The 16174-nt window shown below is 52.6% G+C and carries 15 protein-coding genes; 10 read left to right on the top strand and 5 right to left on the bottom strand.

Annotated elements, in window-relative coordinates:
- Positions 1-21 precede the first annotated feature (21 nt).
- The 5 genes from LG202_RS00175 (at position 22) to LG202_RS00155 (ending at position 4187) form a co-directional block, all read left to right on the top strand.
- Positions 22-612: a DNA-3-methyladenine glycosylase I gene (locus LG202_RS00175; protein WP_230346424.1), complete on the top strand. Its 591-nt coding sequence runs from the start codon at positions 22-24 to the stop codon at positions 610-612.
- Between the two features lie 70 nt (positions 613-682).
- On the top strand, positions 683-1132 hold the full coding sequence (gene ribH / locus LG202_RS00170; RefSeq protein WP_230346423.1) for a 6,7-dimethyl-8-ribityllumazine synthase: 450 nt from the start codon (positions 683-685) through the stop codon (positions 1130-1132).
- The gene (gene nusB, locus LG202_RS00165; protein ID WP_230346422.1) at positions 1129-1611 is read left to right on the top strand and encodes a transcription antitermination factor NusB; all 483 of its coding nucleotides are present in this window, start codon (positions 1129-1131) and stop codon (positions 1609-1611) included. The genes ribH and nusB overlap by 4 nt, the downstream gene beginning before the upstream one ends.
- 216 nt (positions 1612-1827) lie before the next feature.
- Positions 1828-2529, top strand: coding sequence for an FHA domain-containing protein (locus LG202_RS00160; protein ID WP_230346421.1), 702 nt, complete (start codon positions 1828-1830; stop codon positions 2527-2529).
- 32 nt (positions 2530-2561) lie between these two features.
- Positions 2562-4187 carry an HD domain-containing phosphohydrolase gene (locus tag LG202_RS00155; RefSeq protein ID WP_230346420.1) on the top strand — a complete coding sequence of 542 codons (1626 nt, stop codon included), beginning with the start codon at positions 2562-2564 and terminating at the stop codon, positions 4185-4187.
- An 18-nt stretch (positions 4188-4205) separates the two neighbouring features.
- On the opposite strand, the gene LG202_RS00150 is transcribed toward LG202_RS00155, so the two are convergent.
- The 5 genes from LG202_RS00150 to LG202_RS00130 all read right to left on the bottom strand — a co-directional run bounded on the left by LG202_RS00150 (position 4206) and on the right by LG202_RS00130 (position 8477).
- Positions 4206-4952 carry a UDP-2,3-diacylglucosamine diphosphatase gene (locus LG202_RS00150; protein WP_230346419.1) on the bottom strand — a complete coding sequence of 249 codons (747 nt, stop codon included), beginning with the start codon at positions 4950-4952 and terminating at the stop codon, positions 4206-4208.
- 13 nt (positions 4953-4965) lie between these two features.
- Positions 4966-5457 (bottom strand): peptidylprolyl isomerase, encoded by a 492-nt coding sequence (locus LG202_RS00145; protein WP_230346418.1) that lies wholly within the window; start codon positions 5455-5457, stop codon positions 4966-4968.
- Positions 5454-6089, bottom strand: coding sequence for a peptidylprolyl isomerase (locus tag LG202_RS00140; protein WP_459724176.1), 636 nt, complete (start codon positions 6087-6089; stop codon positions 5454-5456). Before LG202_RS00140 ends, LG202_RS00145 begins: the two co-directional genes overlap by 4 nt.
- 77 nt (positions 6090-6166) lie before the next feature.
- Positions 6167-7381, bottom strand: coding sequence for a L,D-transpeptidase family protein (locus tag LG202_RS00135; protein ID WP_230346416.1), 1215 nt, complete (start codon positions 7379-7381; stop codon positions 6167-6169).
- 10 nt (positions 7382-7391) lie between these two features.
- Positions 7392-8477 carry a nuclear transport factor 2 family protein gene (locus LG202_RS00130; RefSeq protein WP_230346415.1) on the bottom strand — a complete coding sequence of 362 codons (1086 nt, stop codon included), beginning with the start codon at positions 8475-8477 and terminating at the stop codon, positions 7392-7394.
- Between the two features lie 145 nt (positions 8478-8622).
- On the opposite strand from LG202_RS00130, the gene cysS reads away from it, so the two are divergent.
- The 5 genes from cysS (at position 8623) to LG202_RS00105 (ending at position 16163) form a co-directional block, all read left to right on the top strand.
- Positions 8623-9990 (top strand): cysteine--tRNA ligase, encoded by a 1368-nt coding sequence (cysS, locus tag LG202_RS00125; protein ID WP_230346414.1) that lies wholly within the window; start codon positions 8623-8625, stop codon positions 9988-9990.
- 56 nt (positions 9991-10046) lie between these two features.
- The gene (locus tag LG202_RS00120) at positions 10047-10331 is read left to right on the top strand and encodes a hypothetical protein (RefSeq protein ID WP_230346413.1); all 285 of its coding nucleotides are present in this window, start codon (positions 10047-10049) and stop codon (positions 10329-10331) included.
- A gap of 256 nt (positions 10332-10587) precedes the next feature.
- On the top strand, positions 10588-11889 hold the full coding sequence (locus LG202_RS00115; protein WP_230346412.1) for a TolC family protein: 1302 nt from the start codon (positions 10588-10590) through the stop codon (positions 11887-11889).
- A gap of 32 nt (positions 11890-11921) precedes the next feature.
- A complete protein-coding gene (locus tag LG202_RS00110; protein ID WP_230346411.1) occupies positions 11922-13058 on the top strand; it encodes an efflux RND transporter periplasmic adaptor subunit in 1137 nt (378 codons plus the stop codon).
- Positions 13059-13061: 3 nt separating this feature from the next.
- On the top strand, positions 13062-16163 hold the full coding sequence (locus LG202_RS00105; RefSeq protein ID WP_230346410.1) for an efflux RND transporter permease subunit: 3102 nt from the start codon (positions 13062-13064) through the stop codon (positions 16161-16163).
- The last annotated feature ends 11 nt before the right edge of the window (positions 16164-16174 follow it).

Below are 16174 nucleotides of genomic sequence, written 5' to 3'. Positions count from 1 at the left end.
TTGTTAATTGATGGGAATGTCGTGACTGAACGTTGCCGGTGTGGATGGGCTAAGGGTGAGTTGGATGTGGTTTATCATGACACGGAGTGGGGCGTGCCCGTGCATGATGACAGGCAGCTTTTTGAGTTCCTGATTCTGGAAGGTGCACAAGCGGGCCTGAGCTGGAGCACCGTACTGAAAAAGCGGGCGCATTATCGCGAGGTGTTTGATCAATTCGATATTGCGAAGATAGCCACTTATGATGCGAGCAGGGTTGAGGCCTTGCTCGCAGACCCTGGCATCATCCGTAATCGCCTCAAGGTACAGGCGGCGATCGGCAACGCCCGGGCCACATTGGAGGTGCAGGCGAAATATGGCAGCCTGGATGCGTTTCTCTGGCAATTTGTGCAAGGTACGCCGCAGATTAACCACCGTGTGAGCCTGGCAGAGGTGCCAGCAAAAACAGCGCTGTCTGACCAAATGTCCAAGACCTTGCTCAAGCATGGATTCAAGTTTGTTGGTTCTACCATCTGTTATGCCTTTATGCAGGCGGTTGGCATGGTCAATGACCATGTTGTCGATTGTTTTCGCTATGCCGAACTGCTGTCTGATTCCCCTAACGTGGTAAAATAGCAAGATTCGCCAGCAACTTGGCTGGTTCATTTCAATGGCGCACGTGGTTGCGCCTAGTTCGGACGAAATCATGAAAAAAATCGCAGTAGATTTGAATGGCAAGGATTTGCGCATCGGCATCGTGCTGTCACGGTTCAACAGCAATATCGGCGATGGTCTGCTCAAGGCTTGTGTTGACCAGTTGCAGAGGCTGGGCGTGGCCGATGACGACATTACCTTGGCAACTGTGCCTGGCGCCCTGGAAACCCCTGCGATTTTGTTGCAGATGGCTGATAGCGAGCAATTCGATGGCTTGATTGCTTTAGGCGCCATTATCCGTGGTGAGACTTACCATTTCGAAGTGGTATCCAACGAGTCTGCACGCGGTATTTCCGATGTGCAGTTAAGCACTGGTATCCCGGTTGCCAATGCTATCCTGACGACTGAAAATGACGAGCAGGCAGAAGCACGTATGGCGATCAAAGGTGCTGAGGCAGCGGATGTAGTCGTTGAAATGATCAATCTGCTCAAGCAACTATGAGTGACAGCGACAACAAGCCTGTAGAGGCAAAAAAGGCACCACCGAAGGCAGGCCGTAGCCGCCGTAAATCGCGGGAGTTGGTGCTAAAAGGTATCTACTTGGGCCTGATGAACCAGAAGGATGTGTCTGTCATCATCCGTGAGTTGGCTGATGACCCTGATTTTGACCGGGCCGATTACGAGTATTTCCGTCAATTGCTTGAAGGTGTGGCGGAAAATATCAATGAGCTGGATGCTCGCCTGGTGGGCTTGATAGATCGCCAGCTCTCCGAACTCAGCCCGATTGAGCATGCCATTCTCTGTATTTCTGCCTATGAGTTGATTCATGATGTGACGATTCCTTATCGTGTGGCGATCAATGAAGGGGTGGAGCTGGCCAAGCTCTATGGTGGCACCGATGGGCATAAATACGTCAACGGTGTACTGGACAAGGTGGCAGCTGAAGCTCGCCCGGATGAGTTCCAGCGTGGACGCAGATAAATTCTCGCTAGCCCAAAACCGAATAGCCAGCTTTTTAGCTGGCTATTTTTTTGCCTGATGCAGGAAAGTTTCATTGTGTGATGCTCTACTTGTAATCTTGTATTGTCTTTGTAAGGATGACATTTACAATCATATAAGCAAATTAAAGTCAGTTGACCAAGTCTCACTGGTAATAAACAACTGTGGTGGTCGATCAGGCTATAAGGGAGTTTCGTCATGGCAAAACTGGTACTTATGCTGGAGGGGGATTTTCTGGCAGAGTTTCCATTGGATAAGTCGCGCTTGACCATAGGGCGGCGGCCGAATTGTGATATCAGGCTGGAGAACCTTGCGATCAGTGGAGAGCATGCTGCTGTAGTCCAGCAGGATGGCGTGTTCTATATCGAGGATAATGATAGTACCAATGGTACTCTGGTGAATGGACAGTCGATAATCAGACATCAGTTGCAGGATGGTGACAGGATAGGTTTAGGCCGTCATCAGATTGAATATCGCGAAGAGGATCTGGCGGCAGCGCGTGGTTTTGAAAAAACGATGCTGGTGATGCCACTCGTCCAGGAAATCATGGCGGAAGCTGCTGCGAAGCAAGTAAGTGCTCCGCAATCTGCCCATCAATCAGTAGCAGCCTCTCAGGCAGTGGGCTTGGTGCTTAACCCATTGGCAGCGCGCCAGGCCAAGGTGAAGTTGTTGGATGGTGGACGTGAAATGGTCATCAAGAAAACCCTGACAACGTTGGGTCGTAGCGGGGTGCAGGTGGCAGTTATCACCAAGCGCCCCCATGGTTATTTTCTTTCTCATGTGGAGGGGGATGGTCGCCCGGTACTGAATGGACATGCGGTTGGATTGCAGGCACAACAGCTGGAAAATGGCGATATTATTGAGTTGGCTGGCGTCAGCATGTTATTTTCACTGGAGTAGCTAGCGTCGTTTTTGGTCTTGGCGGAGGAGTGATGACTGCGCGCAATGCATTGATCAAACAACTGGAAGACCTGAATGCAATAGGCATTGCCTTATCTGCTGAGCATGATCACCAACGCTTGCTTGAAATGATCGTCATGAGCGCCAAGCGGCTGACTAATGCCGATGCTGGCACACTCTATACCGTTACTCCCGACAAGACCTTGCAATTCGAGATCGTGCGCACCAGCTCACTGGGGATTGCCATGGGTGGCACTACTGGCAAGGACATTCCCTTCCCGCCCTTGCCACTGTATCTCGACGATGGTCAGCCCAATCAGCATATGGTCGCTGCTTATGCGGTGCTTAACGATTGCACGGTAAATATTGATGATGCTTACGCGGCGGAAGGTTTTGACTTTTCTGGCACGCGGCAGTTTGATCAGACCACAGGCTATCGTTCGTGTTCATTCCTTACCGTGCCGATGAAGAACCATGATGGAGATATCATCGGGGTATTGCAATTGATCAATGCCAAGGATGAGCGGACTGGCGACATTGTTTCTTTCTCTGCTTCCAACCAGCAACTGGTGGAGTCATTGGCTTCACAAGCGGCAATTGCGCTGACTAACCGGCAATTGATCGAGGGGTTGAGAGGCTTGTTCGAAGCGTTTATTCGCCTGATTGCTGGTGCGATTGATGCCAAGTCACCTTACACTGGTGGTCATTGTCGGCGTGTGCCAGAGCTTGCCATGATGCTGGCTGAGGCAGTGAATCGTGCTTCCGCTGGTCCGCTTAAGGACTTTCAGATGAGTGGCAATCAGCTGGATGAGCTGCGAATCGCTGCCTGGCTGCATGATTGTGGCAAGATTGCGACGCCAGAAGCCTTAATGGATAAGCCCACCAAGCTATCCGCGATTGTTGACCGGATTGGCGTGATTGAGCAGAGGTTTGCCTTGCTGAAAAAACAGGCCGAATGCCGTTTTCTACAACAGCAAGTACAGGCGATACGGGACAAGCGAGAGCAAGTACTGGATGCCGTGGCGCAAGAGTATGCTGGCTGGGTCCAGCAGCTTGATGATGACCTAATATTCTTGCGCAAGGTGAATGAGGGGTGTGAGTCCATGCCAACTGAGGATCAAGATCGCGTGCGGCAGATTGCTCAATATCCGTTAGAAGATGCGCAGGGTAATAGAGTCAACTTCCTGACTGAGGATGAAGTCTACAATTTGACGATTGCCTCCGGCACATTGACGCCAGAAGAGCGCCAAGTCGTGAACCAGCATATCGTGGTGACGATAGACATGCTGGAATCCTTGCCTTACCCACCGGGGTTGCAACGAGTGCCTGAATATGCGGGTGGACATCATGAGCGGCTGGATGGCCGTGGTTACCCGCGCGGATTGACCAAGGAGCAGCTTTCCATACCGGCGCGCCTGATGTGCATTGCTGATATTTTCGAGGCATTGACTTCGGGTGATCGCCCTTATAAAAAGGCCAAGACCTTGTCAGAGTCCTTGCATATCTTGGGTGAAATGAAGCTGGACCAACATATCGACCCAGATTTGTTTGATATTTTTATTCGCGAGAAAGTCTATCTGCAATATGCCCGGCAATATTTGCAGCCCGAGCAAATTGATGAGGTGAATGAAGCCGCGATCCCCGGCTATCGCTTATAAAGCTGGCCAGATCCGCATTCAAGCTAACGGCTGGTTGCGGATGCCTTGCAGGTCGGCCACCAGGCAGCTGCCCTGGTCATACCAATCTCCCAATACCCAGCGATCTATCTTGTGCCCATCGACCTCCAGCGGATGTCGAGCAGGGCGGTGGGTATGCCCGTGGATCAATAGTTCGGGGTAGTCATGCTCGCGTAACAAGCTGGCTACTGCCTGGTCATTGACATCCATGATGCTCTCCTGCTTGCCGGATTTCTCCTGTTCGCTGCGTTGGCGCAGTGCTTCGATCTGCGCCTTACGTGTACTCAACGGTTGTTGCAGGAAGGTTTGCTGCCAAGTGGGTGTGCGCACTTGCTGGCGGAAGGTCTGGTAGGCGACATCGTCGGTGCAGAGCGCATCGCCATGGCTCAGTAAGGCGCGTTTGCCGTAGAGGGTGATCAGGGTAGGATCTGCGAGTAATGTCAGCCCTGCAGCTTCTGCAAATGTCTCGCCAATCAGGAAGTCACGATTGCCATGCATGAAGTAGACACGGGTACCGTGATGCGCAAGCATGCGCAGTGCTTGGATGATGGGTTGATGTTGTGCAAGGTCATCATCACCTGCCCAATATTCAAAAAAATCCCCCAGTATATACAGAGCCTCGGCATGAATAGCCTGATCTTGGAGAAACCCAAGGAACTGGGCTGTGATGGCTGGTCTGGAGGAGCACAGGTGCAGGTCAGAAATAAACAGGCTGAATGCCGCTGGTTTCTGGCCTGCTGGTCCCATGCTGTTTGCTGCTTTAAACGATTTCAGCGCGTTCGATGATCACAGGCTCAAGAGGCACATCCTGGTGACCATTCTTGCTGCCAGTCTTGACCTTCTTGATTTGGTCGACCACTTCTGTACCAGCCACAACCTTGCCAAAGACCGCATAGCCCCAGCCTTGGGAAGTTGGCGCAGTGAAGTTGAGGAAATCGTTGTCTGATACGTTGATGAAGAACTGGCTGCTGGCAGAGTCAGGTGCAGGTGTACGTGCCATGGCAATGGTGTATGTCTTGTTCTGCAGGCCGTTATTTGCCTCGTTCTTGATCGTGGCATTGGTTGGCTTTTGCTGCATGTCTGCCGTAAAGCCACCGCCTTGGATCATGAATCCATCAATTACGCGATGGAAGATGGTGTTGTCGTAAAAGCCATCTTTTACATATTCAATGAAATTGGCAGCAGTGATCGGTGCCTTTTCTTCATCGAGTTCCAGAGTGATTTCACCGAAATTGGTATGTAGCTTAATCAAGGTTTCTTTCCTTTGGTTTTGGTTGGAGCTTCTGTCTGCGCGATGGTCTTGACCTTCTTGTAGTCAATGCGCTCAGCGATATTGATGGGTTGGTCGAGTAAGGCAACGCGTTCAATCACAACGGGTTCTACCGGAACATTGAGGTGAGCGCCTACTACCTTTGTTGGGCTCTTGCCGATGCGTTCCACTACGTCGATACCCTTGATGACCTTACCGAATACGCAATAACCGATATAGGCAGCTTCTGGTTTGTGGAAGTTGAGGAATTTATTGTCGGCCAAATTGATGAAGAACTGCGAAGTGGCTGAATGCGGGCTGAACGCGCGTGCCATGGCGACGGCACCATATTCATTCTTCAAGCCATTGCTGGATTCATTCTCAATGGGGGAGTAAGTCGACTTCTCGCGCATATCCGTTGTTAGGCCGCCACCTTGAATCATGAAGCGGTCAACAGTGCGGTGGAAGGTCGTGCCAGTATAAAAGTCACTGGTGACGTACTGGATAAAATTGGCGACGGTTTTAGGTGCCTTGTCGGGGTATAGCTCAATGACGAAACTACCTTGGTTGGTCTGAATTTCCAGTTGCTGTGGCGCATTGTCAGCCGCAAGTGCGGTCAAGCTTGCGCACAGCATGTAAAAGTATAGGAATGGGGTGAATAAAGCACGTTTGTTTGCGCGCATTAGCTGTCCTCCAATGTCAAAAGTCTGCATCATGCGGGACCCTCATACATGATTTTCCAGCGTTGATTGTCCCACACCCAGTACTGCTGCTTTTTCATGCGGTTGGCGATTGCGTCGCTCTTGTAATCCTGATCAAAGCTTACTTGGACCATGGATGCTGGGCCATTAGGATAACGGAACATGCTGATGTTGGATAGGCTGATCTGCACTTTTGCCTTGGTCGCCTGGATGCGGCGCTTGTTCTGGCTCCAGTTCTCCAGATTGCCACTCTCACTGAAAAAGTCCTTGGCATAGTGGGAGAGATAGCGTTCCGTGTTCTGTGTTTCCCAGTCGTGGCGCCATTGCTCCACTGCCTGGTTTAATGCTTGCTGGCGGTGCTTCGTTTCGCTGGGCGAAATCCATTGCAGGTTATTGCTGATGATGACGGGCGTTGTGCCTTGTTGTAATACCGGGGTGAGCGCCTTGAGGTCCGGATTGGTCACGACCACGCAGCCATCACTGGCCTTGGGTGGGCGGCTGTAGACATCCTTGGGTGTGCCATGTAGCCAGATGCCATGGCCTTTCTTGCCTTGTTGCTTGTCTAATGGGTTGGGGTAATTCAAGGGATAGGCAGCCTCCCCATAAAAGTCAGGCAGCTTGCGATCCAGCTTTTTCCCTGCGATATAGACGCCCAACGGTGTGCGTTTGTCGCCTTCCACAAACTTTTCGCTGCCGTTCTTGCCCATGGTGATGTAGTAGTCGACGACATGCTGGGGACTGTTGTCACGGTTCTGGTAGACGTAAAGCCGTGACTTTGTTGTGTCCACCACAATGGCATAGCGTTGCTCTGGTGACATGCGCCAGAGGACGTCGGGAATCTTGCCATCTTGCGCGGCCGATAAGTGGCGCTCAATACGCACCTTGGCTTCTTCTTGGAAATCTGAGACTGCGGCGTTTTGATAATCGCCAAACTTGGTCGATTGCTGCGCAAACGCCATGAGTAAATCACCGCGCACCAAGTGAGCTAAGCGGAAATTGGGCACTGCCTGTAGCAGTTGGTCTATCGTACTCAGGGCTTCGCGTAATTGGCCTTCATTGATTTCGAGCAGGCTTTGCACCAATAGGTTTTCGGCCTGGTTACTGCTAAATGCAGGCAGGACATTGCTGGTGGGCGAGCCGGATCTATCGGCTGTGGCATTCCAAGGTAGCAGGCTGCTGGATATGAGCAGTGCTGTAGCGACGAGTTTAATAAAACGCTTGATCATGGCTGTGGGATTATCGGTTGGTCAGTTCCTGTTGGATTAGCCATTTACCTTGTTGTTGAACCAATACCAATTGTTTGCCAGTGCGTTGAGATAAATGATCGGCTTGGTAGGACTGCTGGAACACTGCGCGCGCCGAGTGCTCATTGTCGAGCGTGACGCGGAGATTGTTCAGCTTAACCTCAATGCGTGCAGGTTTGCTGATACGCGCTTTGCGTGTAGCTTCCCAGTTTGAACGGCTTTCACCGTTAGGTGTCTTGAAATCCTTTGCGTAGCTGGCGAGATATTGATCCACATTCTGGTTAGACCAAGCTTTTGCCCAAGATTCTACGGCATTGCGAATTGCTTGTGTCGGATCAGCTTTTTTTTGCTCAGGGACGGTTGCTGGAGCGGTGGCGACGACAGGGGTTGCAGGTTTCGCACTTGCGGGCGTGGGCACTGGTGTTGGCTCGGGAGCAGGTTTGGTTTCTACAGGCTTTGTAGGTGCAGGAGGCTGGGGTTTAGGTTCTGCTTTGACCGGTGCCGGGCTGATTGCCAAGGTGGGTTTTGGTGTTTCTTTGGTGGCCTGTTTGGTTGTCGTGTCGCCTGGTGGAGGGAGCAAGTCCTTGATCAGGGCCAGCTTGCTTTTTGCTCGACTATTATTAGTGTCCAGTTGCAGTGCGCGGCTGTATGACTCGGATGCCATGCGAGCATAAATATCGCCCAGGTTCTCATGGGCGGTAGCATAGCTCGGATGAGTGCGGATGGCGGATTCGAGAGCGGCCTTGGCTTTTTCGTAATTGCCTTGGTAGGCATAAAGTACTGCTAGGTTGTTGTAAGGCGCGGGGAGCTGTGGGTATTTTTCTGTCAATTCGGTAAATACCTTGATCGCTTCTTCTTGCTTGTCACTTTCTGCAAGGAGCACGCCCTTGAGAAACAAGGCCTTGGCATCCATGGGTTGCTTGCCCAGATAGCCATTCAGGCGCTGCAGCGCTTGCGCGGTTTTTCCTTGCTCTGCCAACTGATTGATTTCATCCAGCTCCGTGGATGCCCATCCATTGAGCGAGAGCAGAAGAGCAGCTAGCAACAGGCTATGGCTCAGCGCGCGTGAAACAGGCATATGTTATACTTTCCAGCGATTATTTATGAGCGCAATTCTATCAATAAGCGCATGTCAGCACTACTGCCAGCGCAACAGGTATGATGCTCACTCCAATTTTTTGTATAACGAACCCTCCACCAACGCCTACCTCGCAATTTAGACCATGCTGAAAATCTACAATACCCTTGCGCGTGCGAAACAGACTTTTTCCCCAATTGTGGCGGGCAAGGTCAGCATGTATGTCTGTGGCATGACTGTCTATGACTACTGTCACCTGGGGCATGCACGCGTGATGGTGGTGTTTGATATGGTGAATCGCTGGTTACGTAGTTCTGGCTATGACGTGACCTACGTGCGCAACATCACGGATATTGACGATAAAATCATTGCGCGTGCCAATGAGAATGGCGAGACCATCACGGCCCTTACTAGTCGTTTCATTGATGCGATGAATGAGGATGCAGCACGGCTGGGTGTCTGGCGTCCCGACCAGGAGCCGCGGGCGACAGACTATATCCACGAGATGATCACTATGATCAATACCTTGATCGAGCGCCACCATGCCTATGCCGCAGATAACGGTGATGTCTATTATGCGGTTTCCAGTTTTGCCAATTACGGGCAATTGTCAGGCAAGTCACTCGAGGATTTGCGGGCAGGGGAGCGTGTAGAGGTTGACGTACACAAGCGTGACCCCATGGATTTTGTCTTGTGGAAGGCTGCCAAACCAGGTGAGCCCAGCTGGGATTCTCCGTGGGGGTCGGGCCGCCCTGGCTGGCATATCGAATGTTCGGCGATGGGCGAGCGCCACTTGGGCAAGCATTTTGACATCCATGGTGGTGGGCAGGATTTGCAGTTTCCCCATCATGAAAATGAGATCGCCCAAAGCGAGGGAGCCCATGGGTGCACCTTCGTCAATTACTGGATGCACAATGGTTTTATCCGCGTAGATGACGAGAAGATGTCAAAGTCGCTTGGCAACTTTTTCACGATTCGCGAGGTACTCGACAAGTACGATGCAGAAGTGGTGCGCTTTTTCATCCTACGTGCGCACTACCGTAGCCCGCTGAATTATTCCGACCATCACTTGAATGATGCGAAGCAGGCGTTGACCAGGTTATATAACGCCTTGCGCGGGCGTGAAATTCCTCAAGTGGATATCGACTGGAAGCAGCCTGAGGCCGCCCGCTTCAAGCTGGCACTGGACGATGATTTCAATACGCCAGAAGCTTTTGCCGTGCTGTTTGAACTTGCGAACGAGGTTAACCGTACCGGTTCATTGGCTCAGGCAGGGTTGCTCAAGGTGCTTGCCGGGCAATTGGGTTTACTGCAGCGTGACCCTGATGAGTTCCTCAAGGGTGATGCTGGGGCAGGTTTGGCCGCGGAAGATATTGAGCGCTTGATTGAAGAGCGCTTGGCTGCGCGTCGAGGCAAGAACTTCGCCGAAGCGGACCGCATTCGCGATACATTGACTGCCCAAGGCATTATTCTTGAAGACACAGCGCAGGGCACAAGCTGGCGTCGTAGCTGAGTGAGGCTGAGGTAAGCCGGTTCTCAGCAGTAGCGGTTCTGGTCTATAATCGCTACATGTCTTTTGCAAAACGCTTATTTGCGTTACTCAGCGTCATTGTGTGCCTATGTTTGTTTGCCCAGCAAGCGGAGCAGTCCTACGCAATGGAATATGACGATCCCATGTTCAGTCATGTGCAGCAGATGGAAATGGATAATGACCGCGAACTCAGCGAGCCTATCCTCGTCATGCACATGCCTTTAGTGCGCCCTTCTTTTATTTTCGATCTTAAGCTTGCCATTCTGGCAGTGACTTATCGCCAGCCTGATATATTCCTTACCACCCGCCCTCCGATTGCCTGATCACGCGTGAAGTCCGCCTTGGTGCTGGTTTATCCCTATTGGGAAAGACTGTGTTTTCAGGTGAGATCATCGCGTAATTATCCCTGAAGTATGAATTGGCCCGGGGTTTGCTAAAGAACTGCCGTAAGGCGGTATCAAATCCCGGTAACCAAAAGTATTCGAGGTCTGCCCCCGGGCAACCTAGTACGCTCTGCATAGGTTCGCCACAGGCTGTGCCGTATTGCAGAAAAAGTTGATCAATCGGTTCAAGAGTGACATGAAAATAAATCTAGATACACGCATGCGCCGCCATGGTGCATCGCTGATCCAGCAAGTTGGCCTGCGTACTTTTTTTGTGCGCATATCCGTCTTGCTGGTATGTGGGTATATGGCACCAGCATCGGCAGCCTATACGCTACCAGAGATGATAGATACGGCGATGCAATATAACCCTGCGTTGGGTATTGCAGCTGCACGACGCGATGCGGCCCAGGCGGCCGTTACCACGGCTTCGACGTATAGTAACCCCCAGGTGGAAGCGGTCATGGGGCCTAGCCGTTACCTGACGCCTGGCGGACAAGGAGACAACCGCAACTGGAACGTCGGCTTGTCACAGCCACTGGATTACCCATGGGTGCGTGATGCCAGGATTGCTGCCGCGGAGTCTGGCACCAAGGTGGCTGATGCTGGTACGGAATTGATCCGTATTGAGTTACGCTCCCGCGTCAAGAATGCTTTTTATGATGTATTGCAGCGTAAGGCAGTGCTCAAGTTGGTCGAAGGTGACCGCAACTTGTTGCAGCAGATCCGCGAGCGGGTCAAGTTGCGCGTGGAGGTCGGTGAAGCGCCCAGGTATGAGCTGATCAAGGCCGATACCGAGGCCTTGGCGGCAGAGCGTGATTATCAGGCAGCCCTGGTGCGCATTAGTGAGGGCAAGGCTTATCTACGGGGGTTGCTGGGTTCCAGCATTCCTTTGGATTACGACGTGGAGGGCGAATTGCCTATGGGCTATGGCTTGCCATCGCTGGACAAACTGCGCGATCAAGTGGTGCAAAGCCCGCAACTCTCGCAACTACGTGCTGAGACTGAAACGGCAGAGGCCAAGCTCAAGCTGGAAGAGCGCTTACGCAATCCTGGCCTGACCCTCAAGGCTAGCGTCGAGGAAGACCCCGACTTGAGGCAGATGCGATTTGGTGTGGCGATCCCACTGCCATTATGGGATAGGCGCCAGGGGCCAATTGCCGCAGCCTCTGCTGATGTGCGTCAATCCCAGGCTAGCCTGCATGATCGCGAGCTTGGTTTGCGCCGCGATATGGAAGCGGCCTATCAGCGCTACCTGATTGCGCAGCAGCAATTGGCAGCATTCGAGAATGGCTTGCTGAGCCAAGCTGAGTCAGTGCTCAAGGTGGCAGAAGCCGCCTATCGTTACGGCGAACGCGGCATTCTTGAATATATGGATGCTCAGCGTACTTTCCGCGTCGTACGCAAGGATTACCTTGCTGCAAAATTCGATTATGTCAGCAGCATGCTGGAAATAGAGCGCCTGCTCGGTACAGAACTTCTGGAGGTTAAGCCGTAATGTTCCCCAATTTATTGATGAAATCCCATTCCATGCTGACTAAAAGTAGCCTGTTGGTGCTGGCGATGATGCTTGCTGCCTGTAAACCTGCCGATACGCCGGATGAGGCCGTGAGCGAGCCTCAGGATCCTAATGTAGTCGAGCTTTCTCCCTTGTTACAAAGCCAGGTCAAGCTGGCACCTGCTGGTAAGGCTGATATTCGCGAGGTGTTGCGCGTGCCTGGCAGCATTCAGGTGGATGATCAGCGTGTGGCGCGTATTGGCGCTTCCGTGACCGGGCGTATTACTGATATTAATGTCATCCTGGGGCAAGACGTCAAGCAGGGTGAGGTGCTGGCGACATTGAACAGCACCGAGCTTGCACAGAACCAGTTGCTATATATCAAGGCATCGCAACAAATCGCGTTGCAGACTAAAGCGGTGGAGCGTGCGCGCCAACTGCTGGAGGCTGATGTGATTGGTGCAGCTGAATTGCAACGCCGTGAAGCCGAGTTGAGCGCTGCCAAGGCTGATTTGTATACCGCCAAGGAGCAGTTACAGGTGTTGGGCATGTCGGAGAAGTCGATTGCGCAAATCGCCAGTTCTGGCCAGTTGCGCTCTTACAGCAATGTCGATGCGCGCCTTTCTGGCACGGTGATTAGCCGTAAGGTCAACTTGGGCCAGGTGGTGCAGCCCGCAGAGGAGCTGTTCATCGTGGCTGATCTGTCGCGTGTCTGGGCCGTGGCCGAGGTGCCAGAGCAACAAGTGGAATTGGTGCAGGAGGGGGAGGATGTCGAGATCGAGATTCCGGCGCTGAGCAATCGCAAGTTCACTGGCAAGCTGATTTTTGTTGGTGATGTGGTGAATCCGCTGACGCGAACCGTGACGGTGCGTACCGACCTGGAAAACAAGGATGAGGCGATTAAGCCAGACATGCTGGTTTCCATGCTGGTGCAATCCAAGCCAACGGCACAACTGGCCGTGCCGAGGCGTGCCGTGGTGCGCGAGAATGACAAGGACTATGTCTATGTCGAGATCGCACCGAATAAATTCCGCCTAAGAGAGGTGGAGTTGGGCAATGAGTACAATGAGATGGCGGCTGTGGTGTCTGGCCTGGAAGAAGGTGAAACCATCATTATCGAGGGTGCTTTCCATGTGAATAATGAGCGTAAGCGCAAGGAACTGGAATAAGCCATGATTGAATCCCTCATTAGAGCTGCCCTCAAGCAGCGCCTGATCGTCGTGGTCGTGGCACTGGCCTTGATGGCTGCCGGGGCCTTTGCCCTGAAAAAGTTATCTGTCGATGCATTTCCTGACGTCACCAACGTCCAGGTGCTGATTGCCACCCAAGCCACGGGCCGCTCTCCAGAAGAGGTGGAGCGATTTATTGCCGTACCGCTGGAAATCGCCATGACAGGCTTGCCTGGCTTGGAAGAAATGCGTTCGATGAACCGCAATGGCTTATCGCTGATTACCCTGGTATTCACCGACAAGACTGATGTCTATTTTGCCCGCCAGCTTGTGATGGAGCGCCTGATGGAGGTGATGGACCGCATGCCGGAAGGTGTGACGCCCATCCTTGGGCCGGTAGCGACTGGCCTGGGCGAGGTGTATCAATTTACCTTGGAGAAACCCTCTGACGGTAACAAATCATTGTCGCAGGAGGAGTTGACCGAACGTCGTTCTATCCAGGATTGGGTGGTGCGCCCTTTATTGCGTGGGATACCTGGCATTGCCGAGATCAACTCCCAGGGAGGCTATGTCAAGCAGTACCAGGCGCTGGTTAACCCAGATCGCATGAGCCACTATGGCCTCAAGCTGCAAGATGTCTACATGGCACTGGCACGCAATAATGCCAATAGTGGCGGTGGAGTGTTGCCGCATTTTGCCGAGCAATACTTAATCCGCGGCGTGGGCTTGATTGAGAATCTCGACGATATCCGCAATATCGTGCTTAAAGAGCAGAATGGCGTACCGGTATACATCCGCGATGTGGCCGATGTACAGATCGGCCATGAGGTGCGCGATGGCGCGGTAGTCAAGAATGGTTATACCGAGTCTGTCGGCGGTATTGTCATCATGATGCGTGGCGGTAATGCCAAGGAAGTGGTGAGTCGCGTCAAGGCCAGGGTCAAGGAAATTAACGAGCAAGGCATGTTGCCCGGCGGCTTGCAGATCGTGCCTTACTACGATCGCAGCGAGCTGGTGGATGCGGCCTTGCATACGGTGACCAAGGTGCTGATCGAGGGCATTATTCTCGTCATCATCATCCTGTTCCTGTTCCTCGGCGATGTGCGTTCCAGCCTGATTGTGGTGTCCACGCTTATCCTTACGCCATTGATTACCTTCATGGCGATGAATCATTACGGCATTTCGGCCAACTTGATGTCGCTGGGCGGCCTGGCCATTGCGATTGGTCTGATGGTAGATGGTTCAGTGGTGGTGGTTGAGAATGCATTTCACCATCTTGGACACCGTCCAGGTGAGAGCAAGATTCGTGTCGTGCTGGAAGCTGCGGCTGAGGTAGGTACGCCGGTGCTGTTCGGGGTCGGCGTCATTATCTTGGTGTTCCTGCCCTTGATGACCTTGCAGGGCATGGAGGGCAAGATGTTCGCTCCTCTTGCCATGACAATTGCCATTGCCTTGTTTATTTCACTGGTGATTTCCCTGACCTTGTCTCCGGTCTTGTGCTCTTACATTCTCAAAGGCGGGAGCGGTGAGGACACCAAGTTTATCCAGGTGATCAAGCGTCCTTACCTGAGGATGCTGGATTGGGCGTTGAATCACGACAAGACCACCATCCTTGCGGCAACGGCCTTGTTTATCGTCACGATCTTGTTGGTACCTTTCCTCGGGACTTCCTTTATCCCTGAAATGAAGGAAGGCTCAATCGTGCCGGGCATCAATCGCGTACCCAACATCTCGCTCGAGGAATCGATCAAGATGGAAAACGATGCCATGCGCCTGATCATGGAAAAAGTCCCGGGTGTGAAATCTGCCGTTTCCGGAGTGGGCCGTGGTGAGAGTCCTGCTGACCCACAGGCGCAGAACGAATCCACGCCCATTATTAGCCTGAAGCCACGCGATGAATGGCCTGATGGCTGGACTCAGGACGACATTGCAGAAAAAATGCGTACTGTGCTGGAGGAGTCCCTGCCTGGCGTGCAGATCGTCATGGCGCAGCCGATTTCTGACCGTGTGGATGAGCTATTGACCGGAGTGCGTGCCGATGTTGCGGTCAAGATATTTGGGGAAGACATGGTCTTGCTCAAGGCCAAGGCAGATGAAATTTCACGCATTGCTGGTGGGGTACGTGGTGCCACCGAGATCAAGGTCGAGAAGGTATCTGGTCAGCAATATCTCAATATCACGGTGGATCGGCATGCCATAGCGCGTCATGGTATTAATGCAGCTGATGTGCATGATGTGATCGAGACGGCGATTGGTGGCAAGATTGCTACCGAAATCTATGAGGGCCAGCGACGCTACAGTGCTGCGGTACGCTTCCCTGCTGGTTTTCGCAATAATATCGAGGCCATTAGCAATATCTTGATCACTTCGCCCAATGGTTCGCGAGTGGCCTTGCGTGACCTCGCGAAAGTTGAGGTTCGCGATGGCCCGGCACAAATCAGTCGTGAGCTGGCCAAGCGCCGCGTGGTGGTTGGCATCAACGTCAAGGATAGAGATCTCGGTGGTTTTGTTGCTGAGCTGCAGCAGGTGCTGAACCAGAAGCTCAAGCTGCCTGATGGCTATTATCTCGAGTTTGGCGGCCAGTTCCAGAACATGGAGCGTGCCATGGGCCATTTGATGGTGATTATTCCTGTCACTGTCGGGGCGATTTTCTTCTTGCTGTTCCTGCTGTTCAATTCAGTGCGCTATGCCACCATGATCATCATGGTGCTACCATTCGCGTCGATTGGCGGCATCATCGCCCTATTCCTGACAGGTGAATATCTTTCAGTGCCTGCCTCAGTTGGGTTTATTGCATTGTGGGGGATTGCGGTCTTGAATGGCGTGGTGTTGGTGTCTTATATCCGCAGTCTGCGGGATGAAGGGCTAAGCCAGAGCGAAGCTATCCTCAAAGGCTGTACACAGCGTTTCCGCCCTGTGATGATGACGGCAACCGTGGCGATGTTGGCCTTGGTGCCTTTCCTGTTTGCAACGGGGCCAGGTTCGGAAATCCAGCGTCCGTTGGCTATCGTAGTGATTGGCGGCTTGATTACATCCACCTTGCTGACATTGGTGGTGGTGCCGACGTTATATCGTAAATTTGAAGAGCAGCGTGTAGAAGCATGATGATAAGGAGC

This window comes from Methylobacillus methanolivorans (genome assembly GCF_054588515.1).
Note: the sequence above shows the minus strand (reverse complement) of the source record. Positions and strands in the feature narration are given on the sequence as shown.